The 25517-nt window shown below is 69.1% G+C and carries 20 protein-coding genes; 15 read left to right on the top strand and 5 right to left on the bottom strand.

Annotated elements, in window-relative coordinates; translation table 11 throughout:
* Positions 1-18 precede the first annotated feature (18 nt).
* A complete protein-coding gene (locus tag ACEI37_RS13770; RefSeq protein WP_373379348.1) occupies positions 19-912 on the bottom strand; it encodes an AEC family transporter in 894 nt (297 codons plus the stop codon).
* A gap of 157 nt (positions 913-1069) precedes the next feature.
* Between ACEI37_RS13770 and ACEI37_RS13765 the strand changes: the two genes are divergently transcribed.
* From ACEI37_RS13765 to plsY, 6 genes are all read left to right on the top strand, one after another.
* The gene (locus ACEI37_RS13765) at positions 1070-1765 is read left to right on the top strand and encodes a chalcone isomerase family protein (RefSeq protein WP_373379346.1); all 696 of its coding nucleotides are present in this window, start codon (positions 1070-1072) and stop codon (positions 1763-1765) included.
* A 104-nt stretch (positions 1766-1869) separates the two neighbouring features.
* Entirely contained in the window at positions 1870-2838 is a 969-nt protein-coding gene (locus ACEI37_RS13760; protein WP_373379345.1) for a tripartite tricarboxylate transporter substrate binding protein BugE, read from the top strand.
* Between the two features lie 106 nt (positions 2839-2944).
* Positions 2945-3424, top strand: coding sequence for a methylated-DNA--[protein]-cysteine S-methyltransferase (locus ACEI37_RS13755; protein ID WP_373379344.1), 480 nt, complete (start codon positions 2945-2947; stop codon positions 3422-3424).
* Positions 3421-4359 (top strand): site-specific tyrosine recombinase XerD, encoded by a 939-nt coding sequence (gene xerD, locus ACEI37_RS13750; RefSeq protein ID WP_373379342.1) that lies wholly within the window; start codon positions 3421-3423, stop codon positions 4357-4359. The genes ACEI37_RS13755 and xerD overlap by 4 nt, the downstream gene beginning before the upstream one ends.
* A gap of 18 nt (positions 4360-4377) precedes the next feature.
* Positions 4378-4869: an aminoacyl-tRNA deacylase gene (locus tag ACEI37_RS13745; protein ID WP_373379341.1), complete on the top strand. Its 492-nt coding sequence runs from the start codon at positions 4378-4380 to the stop codon at positions 4867-4869.
* A gap of 124 nt (positions 4870-4993) precedes the next feature.
* A complete protein-coding gene (gene plsY, locus ACEI37_RS13740; RefSeq protein WP_111518543.1) occupies positions 4994-5602 on the top strand; it encodes a glycerol-3-phosphate 1-O-acyltransferase PlsY in 609 nt (202 codons plus the stop codon).
* Positions 5603-5835: 233 nt separating this feature from the next.
* Here the strand turns inward: plsY and ACEI37_RS13735 are convergent, their stop codons facing one another.
* The 3 genes from ACEI37_RS13735 to ACEI37_RS13725 all read right to left on the bottom strand — a co-directional run bounded on the left by ACEI37_RS13735 (position 5836) and on the right by ACEI37_RS13725 (position 9177).
* Entirely contained in the window at positions 5836-7014 is a 1179-nt protein-coding gene (locus ACEI37_RS13735; protein ID WP_373379340.1) for an IS481 family transposase, read from the bottom strand.
* Between the two features lie 121 nt (positions 7015-7135).
* A complete protein-coding gene (locus ACEI37_RS13730; RefSeq protein ID WP_373379339.1) occupies positions 7136-8407 on the bottom strand; it encodes an ATP-binding protein in 1272 nt (423 codons plus the stop codon).
* A gap of 26 nt (positions 8408-8433) precedes the next feature.
* Positions 8434-9177, bottom strand: a complete 744-nt coding sequence (locus ACEI37_RS13725; protein ID WP_373379338.1) for a response regulator — start codon at positions 9175-9177, stop codon at positions 8434-8436.
* Positions 9178-9475: 298 nt separating this feature from the next.
* On the opposite strand from ACEI37_RS13725, the gene ACEI37_RS13720 reads away from it, so the two are divergent.
* Genes ACEI37_RS13720 through ACEI37_RS13705 form a run of 4 tightly spaced genes read left to right on the top strand, consistent with a single transcriptional unit; the run spans position 9476 to position 18866 of the window.
* Positions 9476-10921 (top strand): MdtA/MuxA family multidrug efflux RND transporter periplasmic adaptor subunit, encoded by a 1446-nt coding sequence (locus ACEI37_RS13720; protein ID WP_373379337.1) that lies wholly within the window; start codon positions 9476-9478, stop codon positions 10919-10921.
* Between the two features lie 9 nt (positions 10922-10930).
* Complete coding sequence (locus ACEI37_RS13715; protein ID WP_373379336.1) at positions 10931-14053, top strand: MdtB/MuxB family multidrug efflux RND transporter permease subunit; 3123 nt, start codon at positions 10931-10933, stop codon at positions 14051-14053.
* 2 nt (positions 14054-14055) lie between these two features.
* A complete protein-coding gene (locus ACEI37_RS13710) occupies positions 14056-17355 on the top strand; it encodes an efflux RND transporter permease subunit (RefSeq protein ID WP_373379335.1) in 3300 nt (1099 codons plus the stop codon).
* 17 nt (positions 17356-17372) lie between these two features.
* Positions 17373-18866, top strand: a complete 1494-nt coding sequence (locus tag ACEI37_RS13705; RefSeq protein WP_373379334.1) for an efflux transporter outer membrane subunit — start codon at positions 17373-17375, stop codon at positions 18864-18866.
* On the opposite strand, the gene ACEI37_RS13700 is transcribed toward ACEI37_RS13705, so the two are convergent.
* The gene (locus ACEI37_RS13700; protein ID WP_018008891.1) at positions 18863-19765 is read right to left on the bottom strand and encodes a LysR family transcriptional regulator; all 903 of its coding nucleotides are present in this window, start codon (positions 19763-19765) and stop codon (positions 18863-18865) included. The two genes, ACEI37_RS13705 and ACEI37_RS13700, sit on opposite strands and share 4 nt — an antisense overlap.
* 108 nt (positions 19766-19873) lie before the next feature.
* Between ACEI37_RS13700 and ACEI37_RS13695 the strand changes: the two genes are divergently transcribed.
* The 5 genes from ACEI37_RS13695 (at position 19874) to dacB (ending at position 25390) form a co-directional block, all read left to right on the top strand.
* Positions 19874-20344: a PACE efflux transporter gene (locus ACEI37_RS13695; protein ID WP_373379333.1), complete on the top strand. Its 471-nt coding sequence runs from the start codon at positions 19874-19876 to the stop codon at positions 20342-20344.
* A 151-nt stretch (positions 20345-20495) separates the two neighbouring features.
* The gene (locus tag ACEI37_RS13690; protein WP_373379332.1) at positions 20496-21749 is read left to right on the top strand and encodes a flavin-dependent oxidoreductase; all 1254 of its coding nucleotides are present in this window, start codon (positions 20496-20498) and stop codon (positions 21747-21749) included.
* A 234-nt stretch (positions 21750-21983) separates the two neighbouring features.
* Complete coding sequence (locus ACEI37_RS13685) at positions 21984-23135, top strand: ABC transporter substrate-binding protein (protein WP_373379331.1); 1152 nt, start codon at positions 21984-21986, stop codon at positions 23133-23135.
* A complete protein-coding gene (locus tag ACEI37_RS13680; RefSeq protein ID WP_373379330.1) occupies positions 23132-23719 on the top strand; it encodes a MarR family winged helix-turn-helix transcriptional regulator in 588 nt (195 codons plus the stop codon). Before ACEI37_RS13685 ends, ACEI37_RS13680 begins: the two co-directional genes overlap by 4 nt.
* Positions 23720-23770: 51 nt before the next feature.
* Positions 23771-25390: a D-alanyl-D-alanine carboxypeptidase/D-alanyl-D-alanine-endopeptidase gene (gene dacB / locus ACEI37_RS13675; RefSeq protein WP_373379329.1), complete on the top strand. Its 1620-nt coding sequence runs from the start codon at positions 23771-23773 to the stop codon at positions 25388-25390.
* Positions 25391-25517 lie beyond the last annotated feature (127 nt).

Raw genomic sequence — 25517 nt, 5'->3', positions numbered from 1 at the left:
ACCAGCCCCCCGCTCAGGTCAGCTCACCAGCGCCAGCCACAGTGGCGTGGTGACGATCGCGGCCACCGTCATCAGCGAGATCGTCGCCGCCACCATCGGCCCGTTGCCGCCCATGCGCACGGCCAGGATGTAGGCACTGGAGGCGGTCGGCAGCGAGGCGTACAGCACCACGATCTGGTATTGCAGCGCGGTCAGCGGCAGGTGCCGCCCCACCAGCCAGGCCACGCACGGCATCGCCACCAGCTTGACCCCGGTCCACCACGCCACCGGCCCGGCGGTGCCGGTGGCGCCGCTCATCTGCAGGCCGGCGCCCACCGTCATCAGACCCAGCGCGGTCGACGCCGAGCCGAGCCGGTTCAGCGTCATGCCCAGCACCTCGGGCGCGTGCAGCCCCATCAGGTTGGTCGCCAGGCCGCCGGCGGTGGCCAGGATCAGCGGGTTGCGCGCCAGTTCCTTCCACAGCGCGGCCTGGCCATGCCGGGCCAGCGCCCACACCGCCGCCACGTTGCATAGCGGCACGGTGCAGCCGACGATCACCGCCATCAGCGCCAGCCCTTCGGAGCCGCCCAGCCGCGCGGCCAGCGCCAGCCCGATATAGGAATTGAAGCGAAACGCGGTCTGCAGCCCCGAGGCGAAGCTGACCGGGTCCGGGCGCAGCACCCATTTGACGGCGTAGCCGCCGGCCAGGCCGGTGGCCAGCACCAGCAGCGCCAGCCCCAGCATGGCCGAGGTCGAGGAGAAATCCAGCACCGCGGTATTGGTCGACTGCAGCAGCAGGGCCGGGAACAGCACGAAGTAGACCAGCCGCTCCACCCCGCCCCAGAAGGCGCGGTCGAACGGGGAATAGCGCACCAGCAGCCAGCCGATCAGGATCAGGCTGAAGTCCGGGACCAGCAGGAGGGCGGAAGACATCTATGGTTGTTGTTGTAGTGGCAGTGGCATGGCGCGGCACTGCCCGGGCAGCCATCGCACAGAAACAGCCGCGGGGAGAGATAACGGCAAAAAAGCCGGAATGTGCAGACTAGGGCAGATACGGATAGGTATTTTTCCAGATTTCGGGCAGCATGACATGCCAAGTTGTACGCCTGCCGCCATGTTGTCCCGCATCTGTACCACGCGCCTGCGCGTGGACACCCTCCTCCGCTCCCGCTTCTGCCCTGGCTTCCGGCCGGGCCGCCGCCTGCGCCTGGCCGTCGTGCTGGCGGCGCTCGGCGCCGCGGCCGTGGTACATGCCGTGCCGGGGCCGGCGCGCGCGGTCGAGATCGCCGGCGTGCGTTTCGACGACGCGGCGCGCGTGGGCGGCAAGGAACTGCAGCTCAATGGCGCGGCGCTGCGCACCGGCTTCCTGACCAAGGGCTACGTGGCCGCGCTGTACCTGCAAGAAAAGGCTCGCAATGCGGCCGTGGTATTGGGCACGTCCGGCGCCAAGCGGCTACAGTTACGCATCCTGCGCGAGACCGAGCCACCGGCGGTGGTTCGCGCGATCCGCCAGGGCATGCGCGACAACCACAGCGAGGCGCAGATGCAGGCGCTGGCGGCGCGGCTGGTACAGTTCGAGCGCACCCTGGGCGAGATCGGCACCGCGCACAAGGGCGATGTCATCAACCTGGATTTTTCGCCGCAAACGGGGACGGTCGTGGCCATCAACGGCACGCCGCGCGGCCGGCCGATTCCCGGCGAAGACTTTTACCAGGCGCTGCTGCGCGTGTACCTGGGCGAACGCCCGGTCGACGCCGGCGTCAAGCGCGGCCTGCTGGGCGGCTGACCCAGATTACGCTGCCGGCGCACCGCCCGACCTGTGGCACTGCGACGGTTTTTTTGCTTTCCGGGCGGCACCCTGCCCGGATTTCTGACGGGAGACATGATCTCATGCAAGCTGGCAAACTCGCACTGACCCTGGCCCTGGCGGCCGCCGCCACCGCGGCGCAAGCCCAGAGCTACCCCACCAAGCCGATCCGCCTGATCATTCCGTTCGCCCCCGGCGGCACCACCGACATCGTCGGCCGTGGCGCGGCGGACCAGATGAGCCGCATCCTGGGCCAGCCGGTGGTGGTGGAAAACCGCGCCGGCGGGGGCGGTTCGATCGGCGCCGACGCCATCGCCAAGGCCGCGCCGGACGGCTACACCATCGGCATCTCGACGGTCTCGACCATGGCCGTGAACCCGGCCTGCAACCCCAAGCTGTCGTACGATCCGATCAAGGACTTCAAGCCCATCACCAACCTGGCCAACGTGGCCAACGTGATCGCGGTGAACCCGAACTTCCCGGCCAAGGACTACAAGGAGTTCCTGGCCGTGCTGAAGGCCAACCCGGGCAAGTATTCGTACGCGTCGTCGGGCACCTGCGGCTTCGGCCACATGCTGGGCGAGCAGTTCAAGGTCTCGACCAAGACCTTCATGGTCCATATCCCGTACCGCGGCGCGGGCCCGGCGCTGAACGACGTGCTGGCCGGCCAGGTGCCGATCATGGTCGACAACCTGCCGTCGTCGATGCCCTACATCAAGGCCAACAAGCTGCGCCCGATCGTGGTGGCCTGGAACAAGCGCCTGGACTCGCTGCCCAACGTGCCGACCTTCGGCGAAATGGGCCTGAAGGAGCCGAACGATCCGGCCTGGTACGGCCTGGTGGCGCCGGCCGGCACGCCTGACGAGGTCATCAAGAAGCTCAACGAAGCCGCGGTCAAGGCCCTGCAGGACAAGGACTTCCAGCAGCGCCTGCGCACCGCCGGCGCCGAGCCGTCGGGCAACACGCCGGCGCAGCACGCGGCCGAGATCAAGAAGGAATTCGACAAGATGAAGAACCTGGTCAAGGTGCAGAACATCAAGCTGGAGCAGTAATCCTGCCGGTGTGACACCAACCGCCAAAGGGCCGCCGCGAGGCGGCCTTTTTTTCTGCCTCCGCCGAAAAGCACTAAAATCCAGCATTCGCCCCAGCCTGACCGCCATGCCCGCATCCTACGACGCCATCCTTACCGCCCCGTTCGGCAAGATCGGAGTGCGCACGGACGGCGCGCGCATCCGGGCCATCGTGTACCTTCCCGGGCACGTCGAGGGGCTTGCCCCCGCCGATGCGCTGACGCAGCGGCTGGCGGCGCAGCTGGCGGCCTATTACGACGATCCCGACAGCGCTTTCGACGTGCCGCTGGCCGCCGCCGGCAGTGCCTTCCAGCAGCGCGTGTGGCGGGCCATCTGCGCCGTGCCGCGCGGCGCCACCACCACCTACGGCACCATCGCCGAAGCCATCGGCGCGATGCCGCGCGCGGTCGGCCAGGCGTGCGGGCAGAACCCGTTCCCGATCCTTGTGCCCTGCCATCGCGTGGTCTCGGCGCGCGGCATCGGCGGGTTCTCGCACCATGCCGAGGACGGCTTTTACCTCGAGGTCAAACGCTGGCTGCTGCGCCATGAGCGCGCCATGCTGATATGAGCGGCGCCCCGGCGGCAGCCGAGCTCACCGCCGTCGCCAGCGCTGCCGACCTGGCCCTGGTCAGCCGCTTCTGCGATGCGCTGTGGCTGGAAGACGGACTTTCTCGCAACACCATCGACGCCTACCGGCGCGACCTGACGCTGCTGGCGCGCTGGCTGCAGCAGGAGCAGCGCGGCGAGCTGCTAGGCGCCGACGACGGCGCGCTGTCGGCGTACTTCAGCGCGCGCCATACGCAGACGCGCGCGTCGTCCGCCAACCGGCGCCTGGCGGTGTTCCGCCGCTTCTACCAGTGGGCGCTGCGCGAGCACCTGGTGCAGACCGACCCCTGCCTGCTGCTGCGCCCCGCCAAGCAGCCGCCGCGCTACCCCAAGACGCTGACCGAGGCCCAGGTCGACGCGCTGCTGGAGGCGCCCGACACCGACACCCCGCTGGGGCTGCGCGACCGCACCATGCTCGAGCTGATGTACGCCAGCGGGCTGCGGGTGTCGGAACTGACCCAGATGAAGACCGTCGAGATCGGCCTGAACGAGGGCGTCGCGCGCGTGGTCGGCGGCAAGGGCGACAAGGAGCGCCTGGTGCCGTTCGGCCAGCAGGCCGGCGACTGGCTGCGGCGCTACCTGGCTGACGCGCGTCCGGTGCTGCTGGCCGGGCGCGCCTGCGACGCGCTGTTCGTCACGCAGCGCGGCGAGGGCATGACGCGGCAGGCGTTCTGGCATCTGATCAAGCGCCACGCGCGCGACGCCGGCGTGCATGCCCCGCTGTCGCCGCACACGCTGCGGCATGCCTTCGCCACGCACCTGCTCAACCACGGCGCCGACCTGCGCGTGGTGCAGCTGCTGCTGGGGCACGCCGACATCTCCACCACCCAGATCTATACCCACGTCGCCCGCGAACGCCTGCGCGAGCTGCACCAGCAGCACCATCCGCGCGGCTAAACGGCACACGGGATCGCCATGAGCAAGACCAAGCACGTCTCCGAAACCCCTGCCACCCAATTCCTGCGCAAGCAAGGCGTGACCTTCGGCGAACACCCTTACGACTATGTCGAGCACGGCGGCACCGGCGAATCGGCGCGCCAGCTGGGCGTGCCCGAGCATGACGTGATCAAGACCCTGATCATGGAAGACGAGCGCGCGCAGCCGCTGGTGGTGCTGATGCACGGCGACTGCTCGGTCTCGACCAAGAACCTGGCGCGCCAGACCGGGCGCAAGAGCGTGCAGCCGTGCAAGCCCGAGGTGGCGCAGCGGCACAGCGGCTACCTGGTGGGCGGCACCTCCCCGTTCGGCACGAAGAAGCGCATGCCGGTGTACGTGGAAGCGACCGTGCTGGAGCTGGCGCGCATCTATATCAACGGCGGGCGCCGCGGCTACCTGGTCAGCCTGGACCCGAAGCTGCTGCCCGCGCTGCTCGACGCCCAGCCGGTGCAGTGCGCGCTGCCCGACTGAACTTGCCGGCCGCGTGGCGCCGCTTCAGACCGAAGCAAGCCTCCACGCCAATCCGGGTAGTCACAGTCGTGGCAAGGCCCCTGCCGCGCTACAATCGCGCCAGCCTGAAAACATCCCACTCCACATGGCCAATCTGCTTTTTGCCCTTGCCGCCTACCTGATCGGCTCCGTTTCCTTCGCTGTGGTCGTCAGCAAGCTGATGGGGCTGCCGGACCCGCATTCCTACGGCTCGGGCAACCCCGGCGCCACCAACGTGCTGCGCACCGGCAACAAGAAGGCGGCAATCCTGACGCTGATCGGCGATGCCCTGAAGGGCTGGCTGGCGGTCTGGCTGGCGGCGCGCTTCGGCCCGGCGCACGGCCTCACCGACACCGGCCTCGCCATGGTTGCGCTGGCAGTGTTCCTGGGCCACCTGTTCCCCGTGTTCCATCGCTTCGCCGGCGGCAAGGGCGTGGCCACCGCGGCCGGCATCCTGCTGGCGATCAACCCCATCCTGGGCCTGGGCACGCTGGCCACCTGGCTGATCATCGCCTTCTTCTTCCGCTACTCGTCGCTGGCGGCGCTGGTAGCGGCGATCTTCGCGCCGTTCTTCCATGTGCTGATGAACGGTGTCGACGTGATGGCGGGAGCGATCTTTGCGATCAGCGTGCTGCTGATCGCGCGGCACCGGCAGAATATCGCCAAGCTGCTGGCCGGGAAGGAAAGCCGGATCGGGGAGAAGAAGAAGGTTTGAACATGCAATCGGCCGGCAAACGCAACGGCTGACCGCATCAGCACGCGGGCGGGGTACTCCCTCTCCCGCTTGCGGGAGAGGGCTGGGGTGAGGGCGGGAGCGTCCACGAAGTTCCCGGGCCTCATGCTTGCCACACGCCTGCCCTCACCCCCGCCCCTCTCCCGCAAGCGGGGTGTATAGACCGGGGACATGGTGGACGCATGTGCGAGGACATGGTGGACACATTGTAGACGTCAGGGGGTTACGTCCCTAGGTGATGCTTGTGGCCTGCACGCCGCAGCGGCGTGCAGGCTAATTTCGCCGATTTCAAAGCGGCTGAACCATATGGTTAACACGCCGTCGCGCCGGGTCGGGCGTAGCGCGATCCACTGGCCGATGAACGCCTTGCCGATCTTGATGCGCCGGTTGCCAACCATGATCCGTGCGCTGCTGTCGACCTTGTAGACACGGTCGCCGCTCTGGTACTGCACCTCCGGCAGCGCCTCCGGGTAGGCTACGTTGCTCACGCGATAGCGTTGGGCCGGCACCTGCATGTCCAGGGCCTGATGGGGCCGCTCGTGGTTGTACACGTACCGATATCGATCGAAGACCTCCTGCTGCGCCTCGGTGTTGTCCACGAAACGGCGGTGCTGCAGGACTTCGGCCTTCAGGGTGCGGTGGAACCGCTCGTCCTTGCCCTGTGTTTGTGGGTGATAGGGCCGTGAGTGGCTGACCCGGATGCCCAGTTGCATTAACCAGACCGTCAGCCTGGTGTAGCCCAGTCCCTCTTCGTCGCCGCCTCCCCATGGAGGGCCGTTATCCATGGTGATGCGCCGGGGCAGGCCGTAGCGGCGGAAGGCCTCGATCAGCTGCTGCTGCACCGTCTGGCGGCGCTGGTCCGCGCAGGCTGCCAGGCACAGGTTGAAGCGGGAATGGTCGTCGATCAGCGTGAGCGGAAAGCAGACGCCGTGCTCATTGGGCACCTGACCCTTGAAGTCCATCTGCAGCAGCTCGTTGGGTTCGTCGTGCTCGAACCGCCGCCAGGGGGTGGCCTGGGCGCTGGCCTGCGGATCGATCAGACCATGCCGATGCAGGATCGAGGTCACCGTGCTGGGCGCAGGCACCTCGGCGTGGCCCAGGTCGGACAGCCTGCGGCTGATCTTGCGCCCACCCCAGGTCGGGTGTTCGCGGCGCAGCATCAGCACCAGTTCCTCCAGGAAATCAGCGGTGCGCTCGGGGCTGTGGTGCGGCCGCCGGGGCCGGTCGGCCAAGCCCGCGGCGCCTTCCTGCCGATGCCGGGCCAGCCACTTATAAGCGGTTTGTGGACTGATCGAGAACCGTCGGCACAGCTCCCGACGGTTGCATCCCGGCTGGGAAGCCAGGGCAATGAACTCCAGGCGAAGGCTCATGGTGTCTCGGGCGCTCCACGGCATGGTTCGTTCTCCCGGGCAGATATCTGCCCGGGAGTGTCAACCATGTCCTCGCACACCTGTCACCTATGTCCCCGGTCCATACATCCCGCAGGCGGGAGAGGGGAGCAAACAAGCGGGGCCGTCAGACCGTAGCCGCTCCAAACACCATCTCCACCCGCAGCCCGCCCCCCTCGGCATTCACCAGGTTCAGCTTCCCCCCCGCCTGCCGCACCAGACGATCCACGATCGCCAGCCCCAGCCCGGAATGCGCATTGCCGCCGCGCGCCGGGTCCAGCCGCACGAACGGCAGCGTGGCGCGTTCCTTGTCGTGGTCGGGAATGCCGTCGCCCTGGTCTTCCACCACCAGCATGTAGCCGTCCGGCGTGCGCGAGGTCGCGATGCAGACCGGCGGCTTGCCATAGGCGTAGGCGTTGTCGACCAGGTTGCCGACGATGCGGTCAAGCTGCGTGGCGATCATGCGGAAGCCTTCGCCCGCGCCCAGCGACAGCACCACCTGGCGCTCCTGCTCGGCCAGCGAGGCGGCCAGCTCGTTGACGCGCCGGTCCACCGGCACCGGCCGCGCGGTCGACTCGCTGGTCTGCGCGAAGCTCAGGAACTGCTCGACGATGGCCGCCATTGAGTCGACGTCGCGCGTGACCCCGGCCGCGGCCTTGGGGTCGGCCAGCATCTCGGCGCGCAGGCGCAGCCGCGCCAGCGGTGTCTTCAGGTCGTGGGCGATGCCGGCCAGCATGGTGTTGCGTTCCTGGTCGATGCGCGCGAGGTCGGCCACCATGCGGTTGAAGCGCTCGATCAACTGGCGCAGCTCGTGCGGGCCGCGCTCGCGCAGCGGCGGCACGGCGTGCTGGCGCGACAGCAGCGCGGCCGCGTTCGCCATGTCGCGCACCGGGCGCTGGATCTGCCACGCGATCAACACGGCGAACACGATCGCCACGCCCACCACCAGCATCACCCCCGGCACCAGCCGGTTGTCCGGCGGCGGGTTGTGGACCCAAAGGATCGGCATCGCGATCCAGTCGGCGCGGCTCGGCAGCTTGATCCAGATGCGCGGCGTGGTCTCGTCCTCCAGCCGGATCTCGGTGCCTTGCGGCAGGCGGCTGATGAACTGCTCCACCAGCCGGCGCGAGCGCCCGCCCTTGGGCGCGGTGGCGTGCTCGTCGGCATCGGCGGTGTTGGCGGTTTCCACCAGGCTGGGCAGCTTCGCCGGGGGCCGCGCATCGAGCGCGCGCTCGATGCTGTCGAGCTGGAACAGCATCTGCTCCACCGAATAGTCGACCTGCTGCTGGCGCCGGTCCATGCGCAGGATGGCCAGCCACGAGAAATGGCTGATCACCAGCACCGCGGCGATCAGCAGCGCAATGCGGCCGAACAGGGTATCGATACGTCGCAACTTCATCGGGAAGCAGTTCTGGCGGCGCCGGATTATTCGGGGAAGCCCGCGGGAATCTCTTCCGCTTCGTCGGGCACGAAGGTGTAGCCGCGGCCGCGCACGGTCTGGATATAGCGCGGGCGCTGCGCGTCCTCGTCCAGCAGCCGGCGCAGGCGCCAGATCTGCACGTCGATGCCGCGGTCGCTGATGCCGCTGGCGCTGCCGTACATCAGCTCGACGATGCGCTCGCGCGACAGCACTTCGAGCGGATGCATCAGCAGCAGCTTGAGCAGCGCGAACTCGGTATCGCTGATCGACAGCGCCTGGCCGGCACGCGTCAGCGTGCGCTGGCGGAAGTTGACGCGGAACGGGCCGAAGGCGACCGACTCGCGGTCCTCGGGCGCCGCCGCCGGGCGCGCCAGCTTGCGGCGCAGCACGGCGTTGATGCGCGCCAGCAGCTCGCGCGGCGAGAACGGCTTGCCGAGATAGTCGTCGGCGCCGATCTCGAGGCCGACGATGCGGTCGATCTCGTCACTGCGGGCGGTGAGCAGGATCACCGGGATATCGTCGTTGCGGGCGCGCAGGTTGCGCAGCGCGGTCAGGCCGTCGACCTTGGGCATCATCAGGTCCAGCACGATCAGCGCCGGCCGCTCGCGCTCCAGGCGCGCCTGCAGGCCGTCGCCGTCATGCATTACCGAGACGGCGAAGCCCTGCTGGGTCAGGTACTCGCGCAGCAGGTCGCGCAGTTCGGGATCGTCGTCGACGACAAGGATCTGGGTAGGCTGGTTCGTTCGCATAGGCACATGATAGTCAGCCCCGGCGCCACATACGCCGGCGGGGCCGGACGGTTTTGTTTCCGCAAGTTACACCCGGGGTCCTGGTAATCCTCTGTAATAAATCGGCCGGACACCGAAATACGGGCGTCCGCGCCCGCACATTATCCTTGCCGCATGACTTGCCGCCGGCGCCGCCCAGCGCGCGCCCCACGCGCCGCACGGCCGGCAGGCGCCCATGCCGATGCGGCATACTGCGGCATCGTCACTTGCCAGCAGAACACGACGGTGCGCCACGCGCACCGTTCCCAGGATTGCGGACATGTCCAACCCCGAACAAGGCCAACCTAACCCCTCCCTTCCCCCGTCTTCGCGCCCGCCGCACAGAAACCGGCGCCGGCTCTATGCCGGGCTGCTGGTGCTGCTGCTGGCCGGGGGCGGCTGGTACTGGTATGCGCAGCGCGGCGACGCCCCCAAAGGCGCCGCGGCGGGCCCCGGCGGAGCCAGCGGACCCGCGGCGGGAGGCCCGGGCGGTCCGGGAGCTCCCGGCGGTCGTGCCGGCATGCCGCGCTCGCCGGTGGTGGTCGCCACCGTGGCCCAGCGCGACATGGACGTGGTCCTGAACGGGCTCGGCAACGTGACCCCGGTCTCCAACGTGACCGTGCGCGCGCAGGTGTCCGGGCCGCTGCTCAAGGTGCTGTTCAAGGAAGGCCAGATGGTCAAGGCCGGCGACGTGCTGGCCGAGATCGACCCGCGCCCGTTCCAGGCCGCGCTCGACCAGGCCGTGGGCCAGCTCGCGCGCGACCAGGCGCTGCTGCAGAACGCCAGGCTGGACCAGCAGCGCTACCGCACGCTGCTGGGCCAGGACTCGATCTCCAAGCAGCAGGTCGATACCCAGGACGCGCTGGTGCGCCAGTACGAGGGCGTGGTCAAGACCGACCAGGGCAATGTCGCCAACGCGCGCCTGCAGCTGGGCTACACGAAGATCGTGGCGCCGGTGTCGGGCCGCATCGGCCTGCGCCAGGTCGATCCCGGCAATATCGTCAATACCAGCGACACCAACGGCATCGCGCTGATCACGCAGATCCAGCCGATCGCGGTGATGTACACCATCCCCGAGGACAATCTGCCCTCCGTGCTGAAGAAGCTCAACGCCGGCGAAAAGCTGCCGGTGCAGGCCTGGGACCGCCAGGTGCGCAACCAGCTTGGCGAAGGCACGCTGCTGACCACCGACAACCAGATCGACACCACCACCGGCACGGTCAAGCTCAAGGCGGTGTTCCCCAACGCCGACGGCATGCTGTTCCCCAACCAGTTCGTCAACGTGCGCACGCGCGTCGATACGCTCCGGGACGCCACCGTGATCCCGGTGGCGGCGATCCAGCGCGGCCAGCAGGGCACCTTCGTCTATACCGTCGACGAAGCCAGCCAGGTCAAGGTGCAGGTGGTCGAGCTGGGCCCCGGCGACGGCACCCGTACCGCGGTGCTCAAGGGGCTGCAGCCCGGCCAGCGCGTGGTGGTCGACGGCGCCGACCGGCTCAAGGAAGGCATGACGGTCGAAACCGTCGACCCGGCCGCGCGCGCCGCCGCGGTAACGCCGGCCAGCCAGCCGCGCGCGCGCGGACGGCGCCATCGCGATGGCGCTGGCGCTGCCAGCGGCGCGCAGGCCGATACCGCCCCGGCGGCCGCTTCGGCGCCGCAAGGCGAACGCCGCCGCCACCGCGAAGCCGGCGCCAGCGCACCGGCCGCGCGCGCGCCGCAGCCGTAAGGACGCCGCATGAACCCGTCCCGCCTCTTCATCGAGCGCCCGGTCGCGACGGCGCTGCTGATGCTGGCCATCCTGCTGTCCGGGCTGGTGGCCTACCGGCTGCTGCCGCTGTCGGCGCTGCCCGAGGTCGACTATCCCACCATCCAGGTCACCACGCTCTACCCCGGCGCCAGCCCGGACGTGATGACCTCGTCGGTGACCGCGCCGCTGGAGCGCCAGTTCGGCCAGATGCCGGGCCTGAAGCAGATGTCGTCGTCCTCGTCAGGGGGGGCGTCGGTGATCACGCTGCAGTTCGAGCTGACGCTGCCGCTGGACGTGGCCGAGCAGGAGGTGCAGGCCGCGATCAACGCCGGCAGCAACCTGCTGCCATCGGACCTGCCGATGCCGCCGGTCTACAGCAAGGTCAACCCGGCCGACGCGCCGATCATGACCATCGCCATGACCTCCGACACCATGCCGCTGCCCAAGCTGCAGGACATGGTCGACACGCGCGTGGCGCAGAAGATTTCGCAAATCCAGGGCGTGGGCCTGGTCACCATCAGCGGCGGCCAGCGCCCGGCGGTGCGGATCCAGGCCAACCCGGCCGCGCTGGCGTCGCTGGGCATGTCGATCGACGACCTGCGCACCGCCATCGGCGCGTCCAACGTCAACGGCGCCAAGGGCAGCTTCGACGGCCCGCAACGGGCCTCCACCATCGACGCCAACGACCAGCTGCGCTCGGCCGACGAATACCGCCAGATCATCCTGGGCTACAAGAACGGCGCGCCGATCCGCATCACCGACGTCGCCGAGATCGTCGACGGCCCCGAGAACAGCCGGCTGGCCGCATGGGCCAACGACAAGCCCGCGATCGTGCTGAACATCCAGCGCCAGCCCGGCGCCAACGTGATCGAGGTGGTCGACCGCATCAAGGCGCTGCTGCCGCAGCTGCAGAACGCGCTGCCGGCGTCGGTGCACGTGCAGCTGCTGACCGACCGCACCACCACCATCCGCGCGTCGGTCGAGGACGTGCAGTTCGAGCTGCTGCTGGCGATCGCGCTGGTGGTGCTGGTGATCTTCCTGTTCCTGCGCAATATCCCCGCCACCATTATCCCGGGCGTGGCGGTGCCGCTGTCGCTGGTCGGCACCTTCGGCGTGATGTACCTGGCCGGCTTCTCGATCAACAACCTGACGCTGATGGCGCTGACCATCGCCACCGGCTTCGTCGTCGATGACGCGATCGTGATGATCGAGAACATCATGCGCTACATCGAGAAGGGCGATTCGCCGATGCAGGCGGCGCTCAAGGGCTCGAAGCAGATCGGCTTCACCATCATCTCGCTGACGTTCTCGCTGGTGGCGGTGCTGATCCCGCTGCTGTTCATGGGCGACGTGGTCGGGCGGTTGTTCCGCGAGTTCGCGATCACGCTGGCGGTGTCGATCCTGATCTCGGCGGTGGTGTCGCTGACGCTCACGCCGATGATGTGCGCGCGGCTGCTGCACCATGTGCCGGAAGAAAAGCTGTCGCGCTTCCACCGCGCCACCGGCCGCTTCTTCGACAACGTGATCGAGCGCTACGGCCGCGGCCTGGAGTGGGTGCTCGACCGCCAGAAGGCCACGCTGGTGGTGGCGGTGGCCACGCTGGCGCTGACGGTGCTGCTGTACCTGCTGGTGCCCAAGGGCTTCTTCCCGGTGCAGGACACCGGCGTGATCCAGGGCATCACCGAGGCCGCGCAGACCACCTCGTTCAGCGCCATGGCGCGCAAGCAGGAGGCGGTGGCCAAGGTGGTGATGCAGGACCCCGCGGTGGCGAGCCTGTCGTCGTTCATCGGCGTGGACGGCACCAACGCCACGCTCAATGCCGGGCGCATGCTGATCAACCTCAAGCCCAAGGACGAGCGCGATCCGATCGACGTGGTGACGCAGCGGCTGCAGCAGGCGGTGCACGACCTCGGCGGCGTGTCGCTGTTCACGCAGCCGGTGCAGGACCTGACCATCGAGGACAAGGTCTCGCGCACGCAGTACCAGTTCACGGTGGAAGACCCCGATCCCGCGACGCTGGCGACGTGGGTGCCGAAGCTGGTCGAGCGCCTGCGCCAGGAGCCCGAGCTGCGCGATGTCACCAGCGACCAGCAGAACAACGGCCTGCGCGCCTATGTCGATATCGACCGCGACGCCGCGGCGCGCTTCGGCATCACCACCGCGGTGATCGACAGCGCGCTGTACAGCGCCTTCGGCCAGCGGCTGGTGTCGACCATCTTCACGCAGTCGAGCCAGTACCGCGTGGTGCTCGAGACCATGCCGGAATTCCGCACCAGCCCGCAGTCGCTGGCCGACCTGCGGCTGCCGTCCTCGTCCGGCGGGCAGGTGCCGCTGGGCGCGTTCGCGCGCATCACCGAGCGCACCGGGCCGCTGGTGATCAACCACCAGGGGCAGTTCCCGGCGGCGACGATCTCGTTCAACCTGGCGCATGGCGAGTCGCTCGGCGCCGCGGTCGACAAGATCACCAGGGTGGAGCAGGAACTGGGGCTGCCGATCTCGATGCAGACCAGCTTCCAGGGCGCGGCGCTGGCGTTCCGCGCCTCGCTGTCGAACACGCTGTGGCTGATCCTGGCCGCGGTGGTGACCATGTATATCGTGCTGGGCGTGCTGTATGAAAGCACCATCCACCCCGTCACGATCCTGTCGACGCTGCCGTCGGCCGGGGTCGGCGCGCTGCTGGCGCTGCTGGTGGCGGGGCAGGACCTGGGCATCATCGCCATCATCGGCATCATCCTGCTGATAGGCATCGTCAAGAAGAACGCGATCATGATGATCGACTTCGCGCTCGAGGCCGAGCGCGAGCAGGGCATGTCGCCGCGCGACGCGATCTTCCAGGCCTGCCTGCTGCGCTTCCGCCCGATCCTGATGACCACCATGGCCGCGCTGCTGGCGGCGCTGCCGCTGATGCTGGGCTCGGGCATCGGCAGCGAGCTGCGCCGGCCGCTGGGCGTGACCATGGTCGGCGGCCTGCTGGTCAGCCAGGTGCTGACGCTGTTCACCACGCCGGTGATCTACCTGGCCTTCGACCGCGTGGCGACGCGCGTGAAGGGCTGGCGCAAGCGCCGCTTCGGTGATCCGGAGGAAGGCGGCACGGGCGAGGAGCCGGTCTGAGCATGAATCTCTCGGCCGCCTTTATCCATCGCCCGGTCGCGACCGCGTTGCTGACGCTCGGCATCCTGCTGGCCGGGCTGGCGGCACTGCGGCTGCTGCCGGTGTCGCCGCTGCCGCAGGTCGACTTCCCCACCATTTCGGTATCGGCGTCGCTGCCGGGCGCCAGCCCGGAAACCATGGCCGCCACCGTGGCCACGCCGCTGGAGCGCGCGCTCGGCACCATCGCCGGCGTGACCGAGATCACCTCGAGCAGCTCGCTGGGCTCGACGCGGGTGACGCTGCAGTTCGACCTGTCGCGCAATATCGACGGCGCCGCGCGCGACGTGCAGGCCGCCATCAACGCCTCGCGCGCGACGCTGCCGACCAGCCTGCCCAACAACCCGACCTACCGCAAGGTCAACCCGGCCGACGCGCCGATCATGATCATCGCGCTGACCTCGCCGACCATGACGCGCGGGCAGCTGTACGACGCGGCCTCGACCATCCTGGCGCAGAAGCTGTCGCAGGTCGAAGGCGTGGGCCAGGTCACCATCGGCGGCGCCTCGCTGCCGGCGGTGCGGGTCGAACTGAACCCGACCGCGCTCAACAACTACGGCATCTCGCTCGAGGACGTGCGCAACACCATCAGCGCGACCAACGCCAACCGGCCGCTGGGCACGCTGGAAAACGCCAGCAACAACTGGCAGGTCTACGCCAACGACCAGGCGATGAAGGCGGAAGACTACATGCCGCTGATCATCCGCTACGCCACGCCGGGCACGTACTCGTCGGCGTCGGCCGGGGCATTGATCGCCAGCACCGCCAACGCCACCGCCAGCGGCGGCGTCAGCACCAGGGTGGTCAACGGCGTCACCGTGACCACGCTCACCACCAGCAGCGGCACCACCACCATCACCAGCGGCGCCACCGGCGGCACCAGCGCCACCAGCGGCCCGAATGCGTTCGCGGTGCCGGTGCGGCTGCGCGATGTCGCCAACGTGGTCGATTCGGTGCAGGACATCCGCAACGCCGGCTCGGCCAACGGCAAGCCGTCGGTGCTGCTGGTGCTGAACCGCTCGCCCGGCGCCAACATCATCGAGACCGTCGACCGCGTCAACGAGATGCTGCCGCAGCTGCAGAAGATGATCCCGGCGGCGATCTCGATGGACGTGATGATGGACCGCACGCCCACCATCCGCGCCTCGCTGCGCGAGGTCGAACACACGCTGATGATCTCGGTGGCGCTGGTGATCATGGTGGTGTTCGTGTTCCTGCGCAACGTGCGCGCCACGCTGATTCCCAGCGTGGCGGTGCCGGTTTCGCTGATCGGCACGTTCTCGGTGATGTACCTGGCCGGGTTCTCGCTGAACAACCTGTCGCTGATGGCGCTGACCATCGCTACCGGCTTCGTCGTCGACGATGCCATCGTGGTGCTGGAGAATATCTCGCGCCATATCGAGGACGGCATGAAGCCGCTGGCGGCGGCGCTGCGCGGCGCGCGCGAGGTCGGCTTCACGGTGCTGTCGATGAGCCTGTCGCTGATCGCGGTGTTCATCCCGCTGCTGATGATGGGCGGCATCGTCGGCCGGCTGTTCCAGGAATTCGCGATCACGCTGTCGGTGGCGATCCTGGTGTCGCTGGTGGTCTCGCTGACCACCACGCCGATGATGTGCGCGCGCATGCTGCGGCCGGTGGAGCCGGAAAAACAGGGACGCTTCTTCCGCGCCACCGAGCGCATGTTCCAGTGGCTGCATGACGGCTATGCGCGTTCGCTGTCGACCGCGCTGCGGCTGAGCCCGCTGGTATGGCTGGTGCTGCTCGCCACCATCGCGCTCAACGTGTACCTGTATGTGATCGTGCCCAAGGGCTTTTTCCCCCAGCAGGACACCGGGCGGCTGATCGGCTTTATCCGTGCCGACCAGGCCACCTCGTTCCAGGCCATGCGCGGCAAGCTCGACAGCTTCATCAGGATCGTCCAGTCCGACCCGGCGGTGGTCAACGTGACCGGCTTTACCGGCGGCTCGCAGCGCAATACCGGGCAGATGTTCGTCACGCTCAAGCCGCTGTCTGAGCGCAAGGAATCGGCCGACGCCATCATCGCCCGGCTGCGCGGCAAGCTGGCCAAGGAGCCCGGCGCCAGCCTGTTCCTGCAGTCTGTGCAGGACATCCGCGTGGGCGGGCGCCAGAGCAGCTCGCAGTACCAGTTCACGCTGCAGTCCGACGACCTGGAGGTGCTGCGCGCGTGGGAGCCCAAGGTGCGCGCGGCGCTGTCCAACCTGAAGGGGCTGGAGGACATCGACACCGACACCAACGACAAGGGCCTGCAGACTTCGGTGATCATCGACCGCGACGCGGCCTCGCGCCTGGGCGTGACCGCGCAGCAGGTCGATGCGGTGCTGAACGATGCCTTCGGCCAGCGGCTGGTGTCGACCATCTACCATCCGCTGAACCAGTACCGCGTGGTGATGGAACTGAGCCAGGAATACCTGCAGGGACCCGATGCGCTCAAGGACATCTACGTGGTCACCGGCAACGGCAACCGCGTGCCGCTGGCCGCATTCGCGCGCGTTACGCCCAGCAGCACGCCGCTGGGCGTGAACCACCAGGGCCAGTTCGCGGCCTCGACGATCTCGTTCAACCTGGCCGAAGGCACTTCGCTGTCGCAGGCGACCGACGCCATCAACCGCGAGATGGCGCGCATCGGCGCCCCGGAGACCCTGCGCGCCAACTTCCAGGGCGGTGCCAAGGCGTTCCAGGACTCGCTCAAGAGCCAGCCGATCCTGATCCTGGCGGCGCTCATCACGATCTATATCGTGCTGGGCGTGCTGTACGAGAGCTATGTGCACCCGCTGACCATCCTGTCGACGCTGCCGTCGGCCGGCGTGGGTGCGCTGCTGGCGTTGCTGGCCTCGAAGACCGACTTCAGCATCATCGCGCTGATCGGCGTGATCCTGCTGATCGGCATCGTCAAGAAGAACGCGATCATGATGATCGACTTCGCCATCGACGCCGAGCGGCGCGAGGGGCTGTCGCCGCGCGACGCCATCTACCGCGCCTGCCTGCTGCGCTTCCGCCCGATCCTGATGACCACCATGGCCGCGCTGCTGGGCGCGGTGCCGCTGGCGCTGGGCCGCGGCGATGGCGCCGAGCTGCGCGCGCCGCTGGGCATTTCCATTGTCGGCGGGCTGGTGGTGAGCCAGCTGCTGACGCTGTACACCACGCCGGTGGTCTACCTGACGCTGGACCGCTGGCGCCTGAAGGTGAAGGCCTGGCGCCAGCGCCGCCGCGGCGCCGGCACGCCCGACCAGCCGGCCGCCGTCTAGATTTGCGAAGACTCGACATGAATGCTTTTACCCGTTTCCTGTCCCATGCCCTGCCGGTACCACTGGCGTGCGCACTGCTGCTGGCCGGCTGCGCCGTCGGCCCCGACTACCAGCGTCCCGACGCGCCGGTGTCAGAAACCTTCAAGGAAGCCGATGCCGCAACGCCCGCCTGGACCGGCGACTGGAAACCCGCCGAGCCGCAGGACGCGCTGGCGCGCCCCGACTGGTGGACCGTGTTCGGCGATGCGCAGCTCGACGCGCTGATGGCCGAGGTGCAGATCTCGAACCAGAACATCAAGGCCGCCGAAGCCCAGTACGGCCAGGCGGTGGCATCGCTGCAGGCGGCACGCGCCGGCTTCTTTCCGCTGGTCGATGCGCAGGCCGGCGCCTCGCGCGCACGCGGCGTCACCGGCAACACGCTCAACGGGCAGAACGCCACGCTGGGGGCGACCTGGGAGCTCGACGTGTGGGGCCGCGTGCGGCGCCAGGTCGAAAGCAGCGAGGCCAGCGCGCAGGCGAGCGAGGCCGACCTGGCCTCGACCCTGCTGTCGACGCAGGCCACGCTGGCGCAGAGCTACTTCCTGCTGCGCGTGGCCGATGCGCAGAAGGCGCTGCTGGACCGCACCGTGGCCGACTACCAGAAGTCGCTGCAGCTGGTGCAGAACCAGTACGCGGCGGGCACCGCGCAGCGCTCCGACGTGCTGCAGTCCGAGACCCAGCTCAAGAGCGCGCAGGCGCAGCAGATCGACATCCAGATCACGCGCGCGCAGCTCGAACATGCCATCGCCGTGCTGGTGGGCAAGCCGCCGGCAGCGCTGTCGCTGGCCGCCGACGAGTTCCGCGCCGCGCCGCCGCGCGTGCCGGCGGCGGTGCCGTCGCAGCTGCTGGAACGCCGCCCCGACATCGGCGCGGCCGAGCGGCGCATGGCGTCGGCCAATGCGCAGATCGGCGTGGCGCAGGCGGCCTACTATCCGACCCTGTCGCTGTCGGCCAGCGGCGGGCTGACCGCCAGCACGCTGGCGCGCTGGATGTCGCTGCCGGACCGGATCTGGTCGATCGGGGGCGGCCTGGCCGGCACGCTGTTCGACGGCGGTGCGCGCCGCGCCGCCAAGGCGCAGGCGGTGGCCGCCTACGACCAGACCGTGGCCAACTACCGCCAGACCGTGCTGGGCGCGTTCCAGGAAGTCGAGGACAACCTCGCCGCGCAGCGGCTGCTGGAACAGGAGGCGGTGGTGCAGAACGACGCGCTGCGCTCGGCGCGCGAGGCGCTGGCGCTGGTGAACAACCGCTACCGCGCCGGTACCGCCGGCCTGCTCGACGTGCTGACGGCGCAGACCAGCGCCTACACCGCCGAGCGCACCGCGCTGTCGATCACCGGCCGCCAGTACACCGCGGCGGTGGTGCTGATCAAGGCGCTGGGCGGCGGCTGGCACGCGCAGCCGGCGGGTGGTGGCGACAGCGCAAGTCCCGGCGGGCAAACCGCCGCGCCCGCGACCGTCGGGCAGCGCTAGGCGCCGCGCTGCGGCGCGCTCGGCAGCGGCTGCGCGCAGATGCGCTCGCGCAGCCAGGTGGCGGCCTTGCCCAGCGGCCGCTGCTTGTGCCACACCAGCTCCATCGCCACCGGCCAGTCCTGCTGCTGGAACGCCAGCGGCGGCGACACCAGCTGCGCCGCGGCCGGCGAATTGGCCACAACGTGCCACGGCACGAAGGCCCAGCCCAGCCCGCGCTTGACCAGTTCGACGATCACCCACTGGCTTTCCACCCACCACACGTCGGCGGCCACGCGCAGGCGCATCTTTTCCTCGCTGTCGGTGCGGGTCGCGACCATCAGCTGGCGGTAGCGCTTGAGCTCTTCCCAGTCCACCCGCTGCGACGCCAGCGGATGGTCGGGCGCGCACAGGATCTGCATCGGCATCCAGCCGAGCGCATGGAAGCCCAGCTCCGGCGGCAGCACCTCCTGGCGCCACATGATGCCGAGGTCGGCGCCGCCCTCCAGCACCAGCCGGCTGACGTCCTCCATCAGCGGGAACAGCAGTTCCAGCTCGACCGCCGGGAAGCGCCCGGAAAACTCCACCAGCAGCGCGCCCAGCGTCTCTTCCGGATAGAGCTCGTCGACCGCCAGCACCAGCCGCGTCTCGACGCCCTCGCCCAGGCTCTTGGCCACGCCGCGGAAATGCTCGCAGCGCTCCAGGATCACACGCGCCTCGGCCAGCAGGCGCTCGCCGGCCGGGGTCAGCACCGGGTAGCGGCCGCTGCGGTCGAACAGCGCGTTGCCGGCATCGATCTCGAGGTTGGACACTGCCGCGCTGACCACCGACTGGGCCTTGCCCAGCCGGCGCGCGGCGGCCGAGAACGAGCCCGTGTCGGCCGCCGCGACAAAGGCCTGCAATTGCTCCAGCGAGAGACTCATCCGTACCTCCGCTACCTTATCCATCTGTTAAACCGATGGTATCCAACTTGGCAATCCCTGCCCAGCAGATAGACTAGGCCCCATCGTGTTTGCCCGCAAGGAGAAACAATGCGCAAAACCTGGGACCGGATCCGCCATGCCGTTGGCTTCGAGGTGGTCGGCCTGTTGATCTTCGCCCCGCTGGCGAGCTGGGCCTTCGGCTATGAACTGCACCAGATGGGGCTGATCGGCGCGGTCGCCTCGCTGATCGCCACCGGCTGGAACTACCTGTACAACGTGCTGTTCGACAAGGGCATGCTGCGTTTCACCGGCCAGCTGCGCAAGTCGGTGCCGGTGCGCGTGCTGCACGCGCTGCTGTTCGAACTCGGCCTGCTGGTGGTGTTCCTGCCGTCGGTGGCGTGGTACCTCGATATCAGCCTGCTCGACGCGCTCATCATGGACATCGCCGTGGCCGGCTTCTACATGGTCTACGCGCTGGTCTACAACTGGCTGTACGACATCGTGTTCCCGGTGCCGGCGCTCAAGCCGCAGGCTGGGCCCGCGGCCGACGCCAAGCCGGAAGGCGCCGCGCTGGGCTGAGCGCGGGTTTTTCCCGACCCCGGAAGCCGAGCGCCGGGTCATTCCCGTCTTGCCGCCACCGGTCGAATCGTTATACTCCATAACAAAATCGATTCGCCCGGAGGCGGCGCCGCACGCGCGGCCCCGGCGCGACCTGCACGCGGGAGACACCATGAAGATCGCAATCGCCGGAGGCGGTATCGGCGGCCTGACACTGGCGCTGCTGTGCCACCGCCACGGCATCGAGGCCGAGGTCTGGGAGGCCAGCGAAACGCTGCGCCCGCTGGGCGTGGGCATCAACCTGCTGCCGCACGCGGTGCGCGTGCTGTCCGAGCTGGGCCTGCGCGATGCGATCGCCGCGATCGCGGTCGAGACCTCGTCCCTGTCCTACTACAACAAGCTGGGTCAGCGCATCTGGCATGAGCCGCGCGGGCTGGCCGCAGGCTATGACTGGCCGCAGTTCTCGATCCATCGCGGCGAATTCCAGATGCTGCTGCACCGCACCGTGGTCGAGCGCCTTGGGGCCGGTTCGGTCCATACCGGCCACAGCTTCGAGTCCGTGCTGGATACCGGCGCGCACGGCCAGGCGCGCTTTGTGCTGCGCCGTCGCGGCGACAACGCCGCGGTCGAGGCCAGCGCCGACGTGCTGGTCGGCGCCGACGGCATCCATTCGGCGGTGCGCCGCCATTTCTATCCCACTGGCGACCTGCCGCGCTTCTCGCGCCGGCTGCTGTGGCGCGCGGTCACAGAGGCGCCGCCCTACCTGGACGGCCGCTCGATGTTCATGGCCGGGCACCAGGACCAGAAGTTCGTCGCCTACCCCATCTCCGAACCGCTGCGCCGCCAGGGCCGCTCGCTGGTCAACTGGATTGCCGAGCTGCGCGTGCCCGACAGCGTGCCTGACACGCCGCCGCGCAGCGACTGGAACAAGCAGGTCGACAAGTCGGTGTTCCGCGCGCGGTTTGCCGGCTGGCAGTGGGACTGGATCGACATCCCCGCGCTGATCGACGGCGCCGACGCCATCTACGAATTCCCGATGGTCGACAAGGACCCGCTGCCGCGCTGGACCTTCGACCGCGTCACGCTGCTGGGCGACGCCGCGCACCCGATGTACCCGATCGGCTCGAACGGCAGCGCCCAGGCCATCCTCGACGCGCGCTATTTGATCGACAGCCTGCTCGGCACCCGCGACACCGGCTACGCGCTGCGCGAATACGAGGCCGAGCGCCTGCCCCGCACCGCCGGCATCGTGTTGCGCAACCGCATGAACGGCCCTGAACAGGTGATGCAACTGGCCGAGGAACGCGCACCACAGGGGTTCAGCGATATCGAGCAGGTGATCCCCCGGGCGGAGCTGGAAGCGATTTCGCTGCGGTACAAGCAGCTGGCGGGATTCGACCGGCAGTCGATGCAGGGCAAGGTTTAGCGATACCTTTACTTCGCCGGGTGGGTACTCCCTCTCCCCTCACGGGGAGAGGGCCGGGGTGAGGGGCGGTCTAGCAAGCGACCACGGCAACCGAAGCCGATGGTTTTATCCTGAAGGCGTCAGCCTTGGACGCGCCTGTCCCTCACCCCCTGCCCCTCTCCCGCAGGCGGGAGAGGGGAGCAAACCAGCGGGATGGAAAACACATAAGATCATTCAGCTTCGAGGAGAACAACCATGGCGTCCCACACTCCTGCCAGGCGCACCTGCCTGGCACTCGGCATCGCCCTAGCCTTCACCGCGACCACCGCCCTCGCCGACATCACCGTCGGCGTCAGCCTGTCGACCACCGGCCCGTCCGCTTCGCTCGGCATCCCGCAGAAAAACACGCTGGCCTACCTGCCGCAGCAGATTGGCGGCGAGCCGGTGCGCTACATCGTGCTGGACGATGCCTCGGATCCGACGCAGGGCGCCAAGGCGGCGCGCCGCTTCGTCGCCGAGGACAAGGTCGACATCATCCTGGGCTCGTCCGCGGTGGCGCCGTCGATCGCCATTGCCGAGGTCGCCGACGAAGCCCAGACCGTGCAGCTGGCGTTCTCGCCGATCGAGCTCAAGCCCGGGCGCGGCGCATGGACCTTCCGGCTGGCGCAGCCGGTGCGGCTGATGGCCAATGCCGTGGCCGCCACCGCCAAGACCCAGGGCGTCAAGACCATCGGCTTTATCGGCTTTGCCGATGCCTACGGCGAAACCTGGCTGAAGGATTTCACCGCCGCCGCCAGCGCCAACGGCATCCGCCTGATCGCCACCGAGCGCTACGGCCGCGCCGACACCAGCGTGACCGCGCAGGCGCTCAAGCTGATCGCCGCCAAGCCCGATGCCATCCTGATCGCCGGCGCCGGCACCGGCGCCGCGCTGCCACACACCACGCTGCGCGAGCGCGGCTACGGCGGCACGCTGTACCAGACCCACGGCGCGGCCACCAAGGACCTGATCCGCATCGGCGGGCGCCTGGTCAACGGCGCGATCCTGCCGGCCGGCCCGGTGATCGTGCCGGAGCAGCTGCCCGCCGGCGACCCGGTGCGCAAGCCCGGGCTGGACTACGTCACCCGCTATGAAAAGCAGTACGGGGCCGAGACCCGCACGCAGTTCGGCGCCCATGCCTACGATGCCGGGCTGGTGCTGGAGCGCATCGTGCCGGTGGCGCTGAAACACGCCCGCCCCGGCACGCCGGCCTTCCGCCAGGCGCTGCGGCACGCGCTGGAAACCGAGCGCGACATCGTGGTCTCGCACGGGGTGCTGAACTTCAGTGCGCAAGACCACTATGGCTTTGACCAGCGTGGTCGGGTTATGGTGACAATAGAGAACGGCAACTGGAAACTGCTCAAATGATTCCCGACGCATCCGCTACACCGCCCGCCACCCCCGCGCGGCGGGCCCGCACCGCCGCAGCCCCCGCGCGGCGCAGGACGCGCGATGCGCTGGCGCCCGACCCGGCCGCCGGCGACGGTGCCGAGGCCGGCTTCGACCCGCATGTGCCGAACATCGACTACGGCGTGCTCGACAACCTGGTCGGCTACGCCATCCGCCGCGCGCAGATCCGCATCTACGAAGACTTCGTGCAGTCGCTGGCGCAGTGGCAGATCACCCCGCCGCGCTTCTCGGCGCTGGTGATCATCTCGCGCAACCCGCACCTGAAGCTGACCGAGCTGGCGCAGATCCTGGGCATCGCTCGCTCCGGCGCGGTGCTGCTGGTGGATGCGCTCGAAGCCATGAAGCTGGTGGCGCGCCGCCCCGCCGCGGGCGACCGGCGCGCCTATAGCCTGGTGCTGACCCCGGCCGGCCGCCGCACGCTGGAAGCCGCCACGCAGGCGGTGGTGGCGCACGACGCCCACGTCAGTTCCGCGCTGAGCGAAGCCGAGCAGGCCACGCTGAAAGCGCTGCTGGCACGGCTGGGGCCGCCGCGCGCCGGCTGAACCGCCGCGCCATCGCAACTGTCATCCGCTTGCGGGCGGCCATGCGTTAACATGGCCGCCATGCCAAGAACCCTAGCCGCGCCCACCGCAGCGCGACCCGGCGCGCCGCTGCGCCGCCTGTCGCCACTGCTAACGCCCCTCCTTGCCGCCGTGCTGCTGACCGGCGGTCCGGCGCTGACGCCGGCCTACGCCAAGCCGCCCGCCAAGGCAGTCAAGGCGGCCAAGGCAACCAAGGCGACCAAAGCCGCCAAGCCCGCAAAGGCGTCCAAGGCCACCACCGATCCGGCGCTGGTCAGCGCCGGCGTGCCCGCCCCGGTGGCCGCGGCGCTGCGTCGCGCCGGCGTGCCGGCCGCGGCGGCCAGCTTCTACGTGGTGCGGCTGGGCGAAAGCACTGCGCGCGCGAGCTGGAACGCGCAGCAGCCGATGAACCCGGCCTCGACCATGAAGCTGGTCACCACCTTCGCCGGCCTGCAGCTGCTCGGGCCCGACTACCGCTGGCAGACCTCGCTCTACGCCGACGCGCAGCCGGGCTTCGACGGCACCGTCAACGGCAACGTCTACCTGCGCGGCCACGGCGATCCCAAGCTGGTGCCGGAGGAAATGGCCAAGCTGGTGGCGCGGGCGCGCGCCGGCGGCGCCAACACCATCAACGGCGACCTGGTGCTGGACCGCAGCTATTTTGCCGATGGCCTGGATGGCAACGGCACCATCGACGGCGAAGTGCAGCGCGCCTACAACGTCGGGCCCGATGCGCTGCTGTACGCCTTCAAGACGCTGTCGTTCACGCTGACGCCGGACCCTGCGACGCAAACTGTGGCGGTCAGCGTCACGCCCGAGCTGGCACAACTAAAGCTCGACAACCGCCTCACGCTGACCAACGGCCGCTGCGGCGACTGGCAGAGCAGCGCCAGCCCGACCGTGCTCCCGCAAGCCGACGGCACCGTGCTGGCGTCGTTCTCGGGCGACTATTCCAGCGACTGCGGCGAGCACGTGCTCAATATCGCCACGCTGTCGCATGCGGAATTCACCTGGGGCGGCTTTGTCGCCGAGTGGCAGCGCGCCGGCGGGCGCTTTGCCCGGCTGCCGGCACTGCGCAGCGGCAAGGTGCCGCGCGGCGCGGTGCTGCTGGCGCGCCACTACGGCCTGCCGCTGGCCGATATCGTGCGCGACATCAACAAGTTCTCGAACAACGTGATGGCGCGCCAGCTGTTCCTGACCATTGGCGCCGAGATGGACCGCGGCGGGCCCGCCAGCACCGGCCGCTCGATCCGCGTGGTGCAGCGCTGGCTGGCGCGCCAGGGGCTGGACATGCCGGGGCTGGTGCTCGACAACGGCTCGGGCCTGTCGCGCGCGGAGCGCATCAGCGCCTACGACATGGCGCGGCTGCTGCAGCAGGCCGCGGCCAGCCCGGTGGGGCCGGTACTGATCGACTCGCTGCCGGTGCTTGGCGTCGACGGCACGCTGCGCAACCGCCTGACCCGCGCCAGCGCGGCCGGCAGCGGCTACCTGAAGACCGGCACGCTGGCCGATGTGCGCGCGCTGGCAGGCTACGTCGATGCCGCCGAAGGGGGCCGCTACGTGGTGGTCAGCATGATCAACCATGCCAACGCCGCCCAGGCGCAAGAGGCGCACGACGCGCTGCTGCAGTGGGTGTATCGCGGGGCGCCCTGACACCGCGGCGGCCGGGCTGCGGCGCGGCGCCGTGGCCTGCTGCCAACGCCGCGGCGGCATTTTGTTAAGCGCTCGCTTACCAGCGCGCCATCCCACCCTATAATGCCAGGGTGCCGGCCGCGTCCTG

This window comes from Cupriavidus nantongensis, from assembly GCF_041726985.1.
GTDB lineage: Bacteria > Pseudomonadota > Gammaproteobacteria > Burkholderiales > Burkholderiaceae > Cupriavidus > Cupriavidus nantongensis_A.
This window is presented reverse-complemented; position numbering and strand designations above follow the sequence as displayed.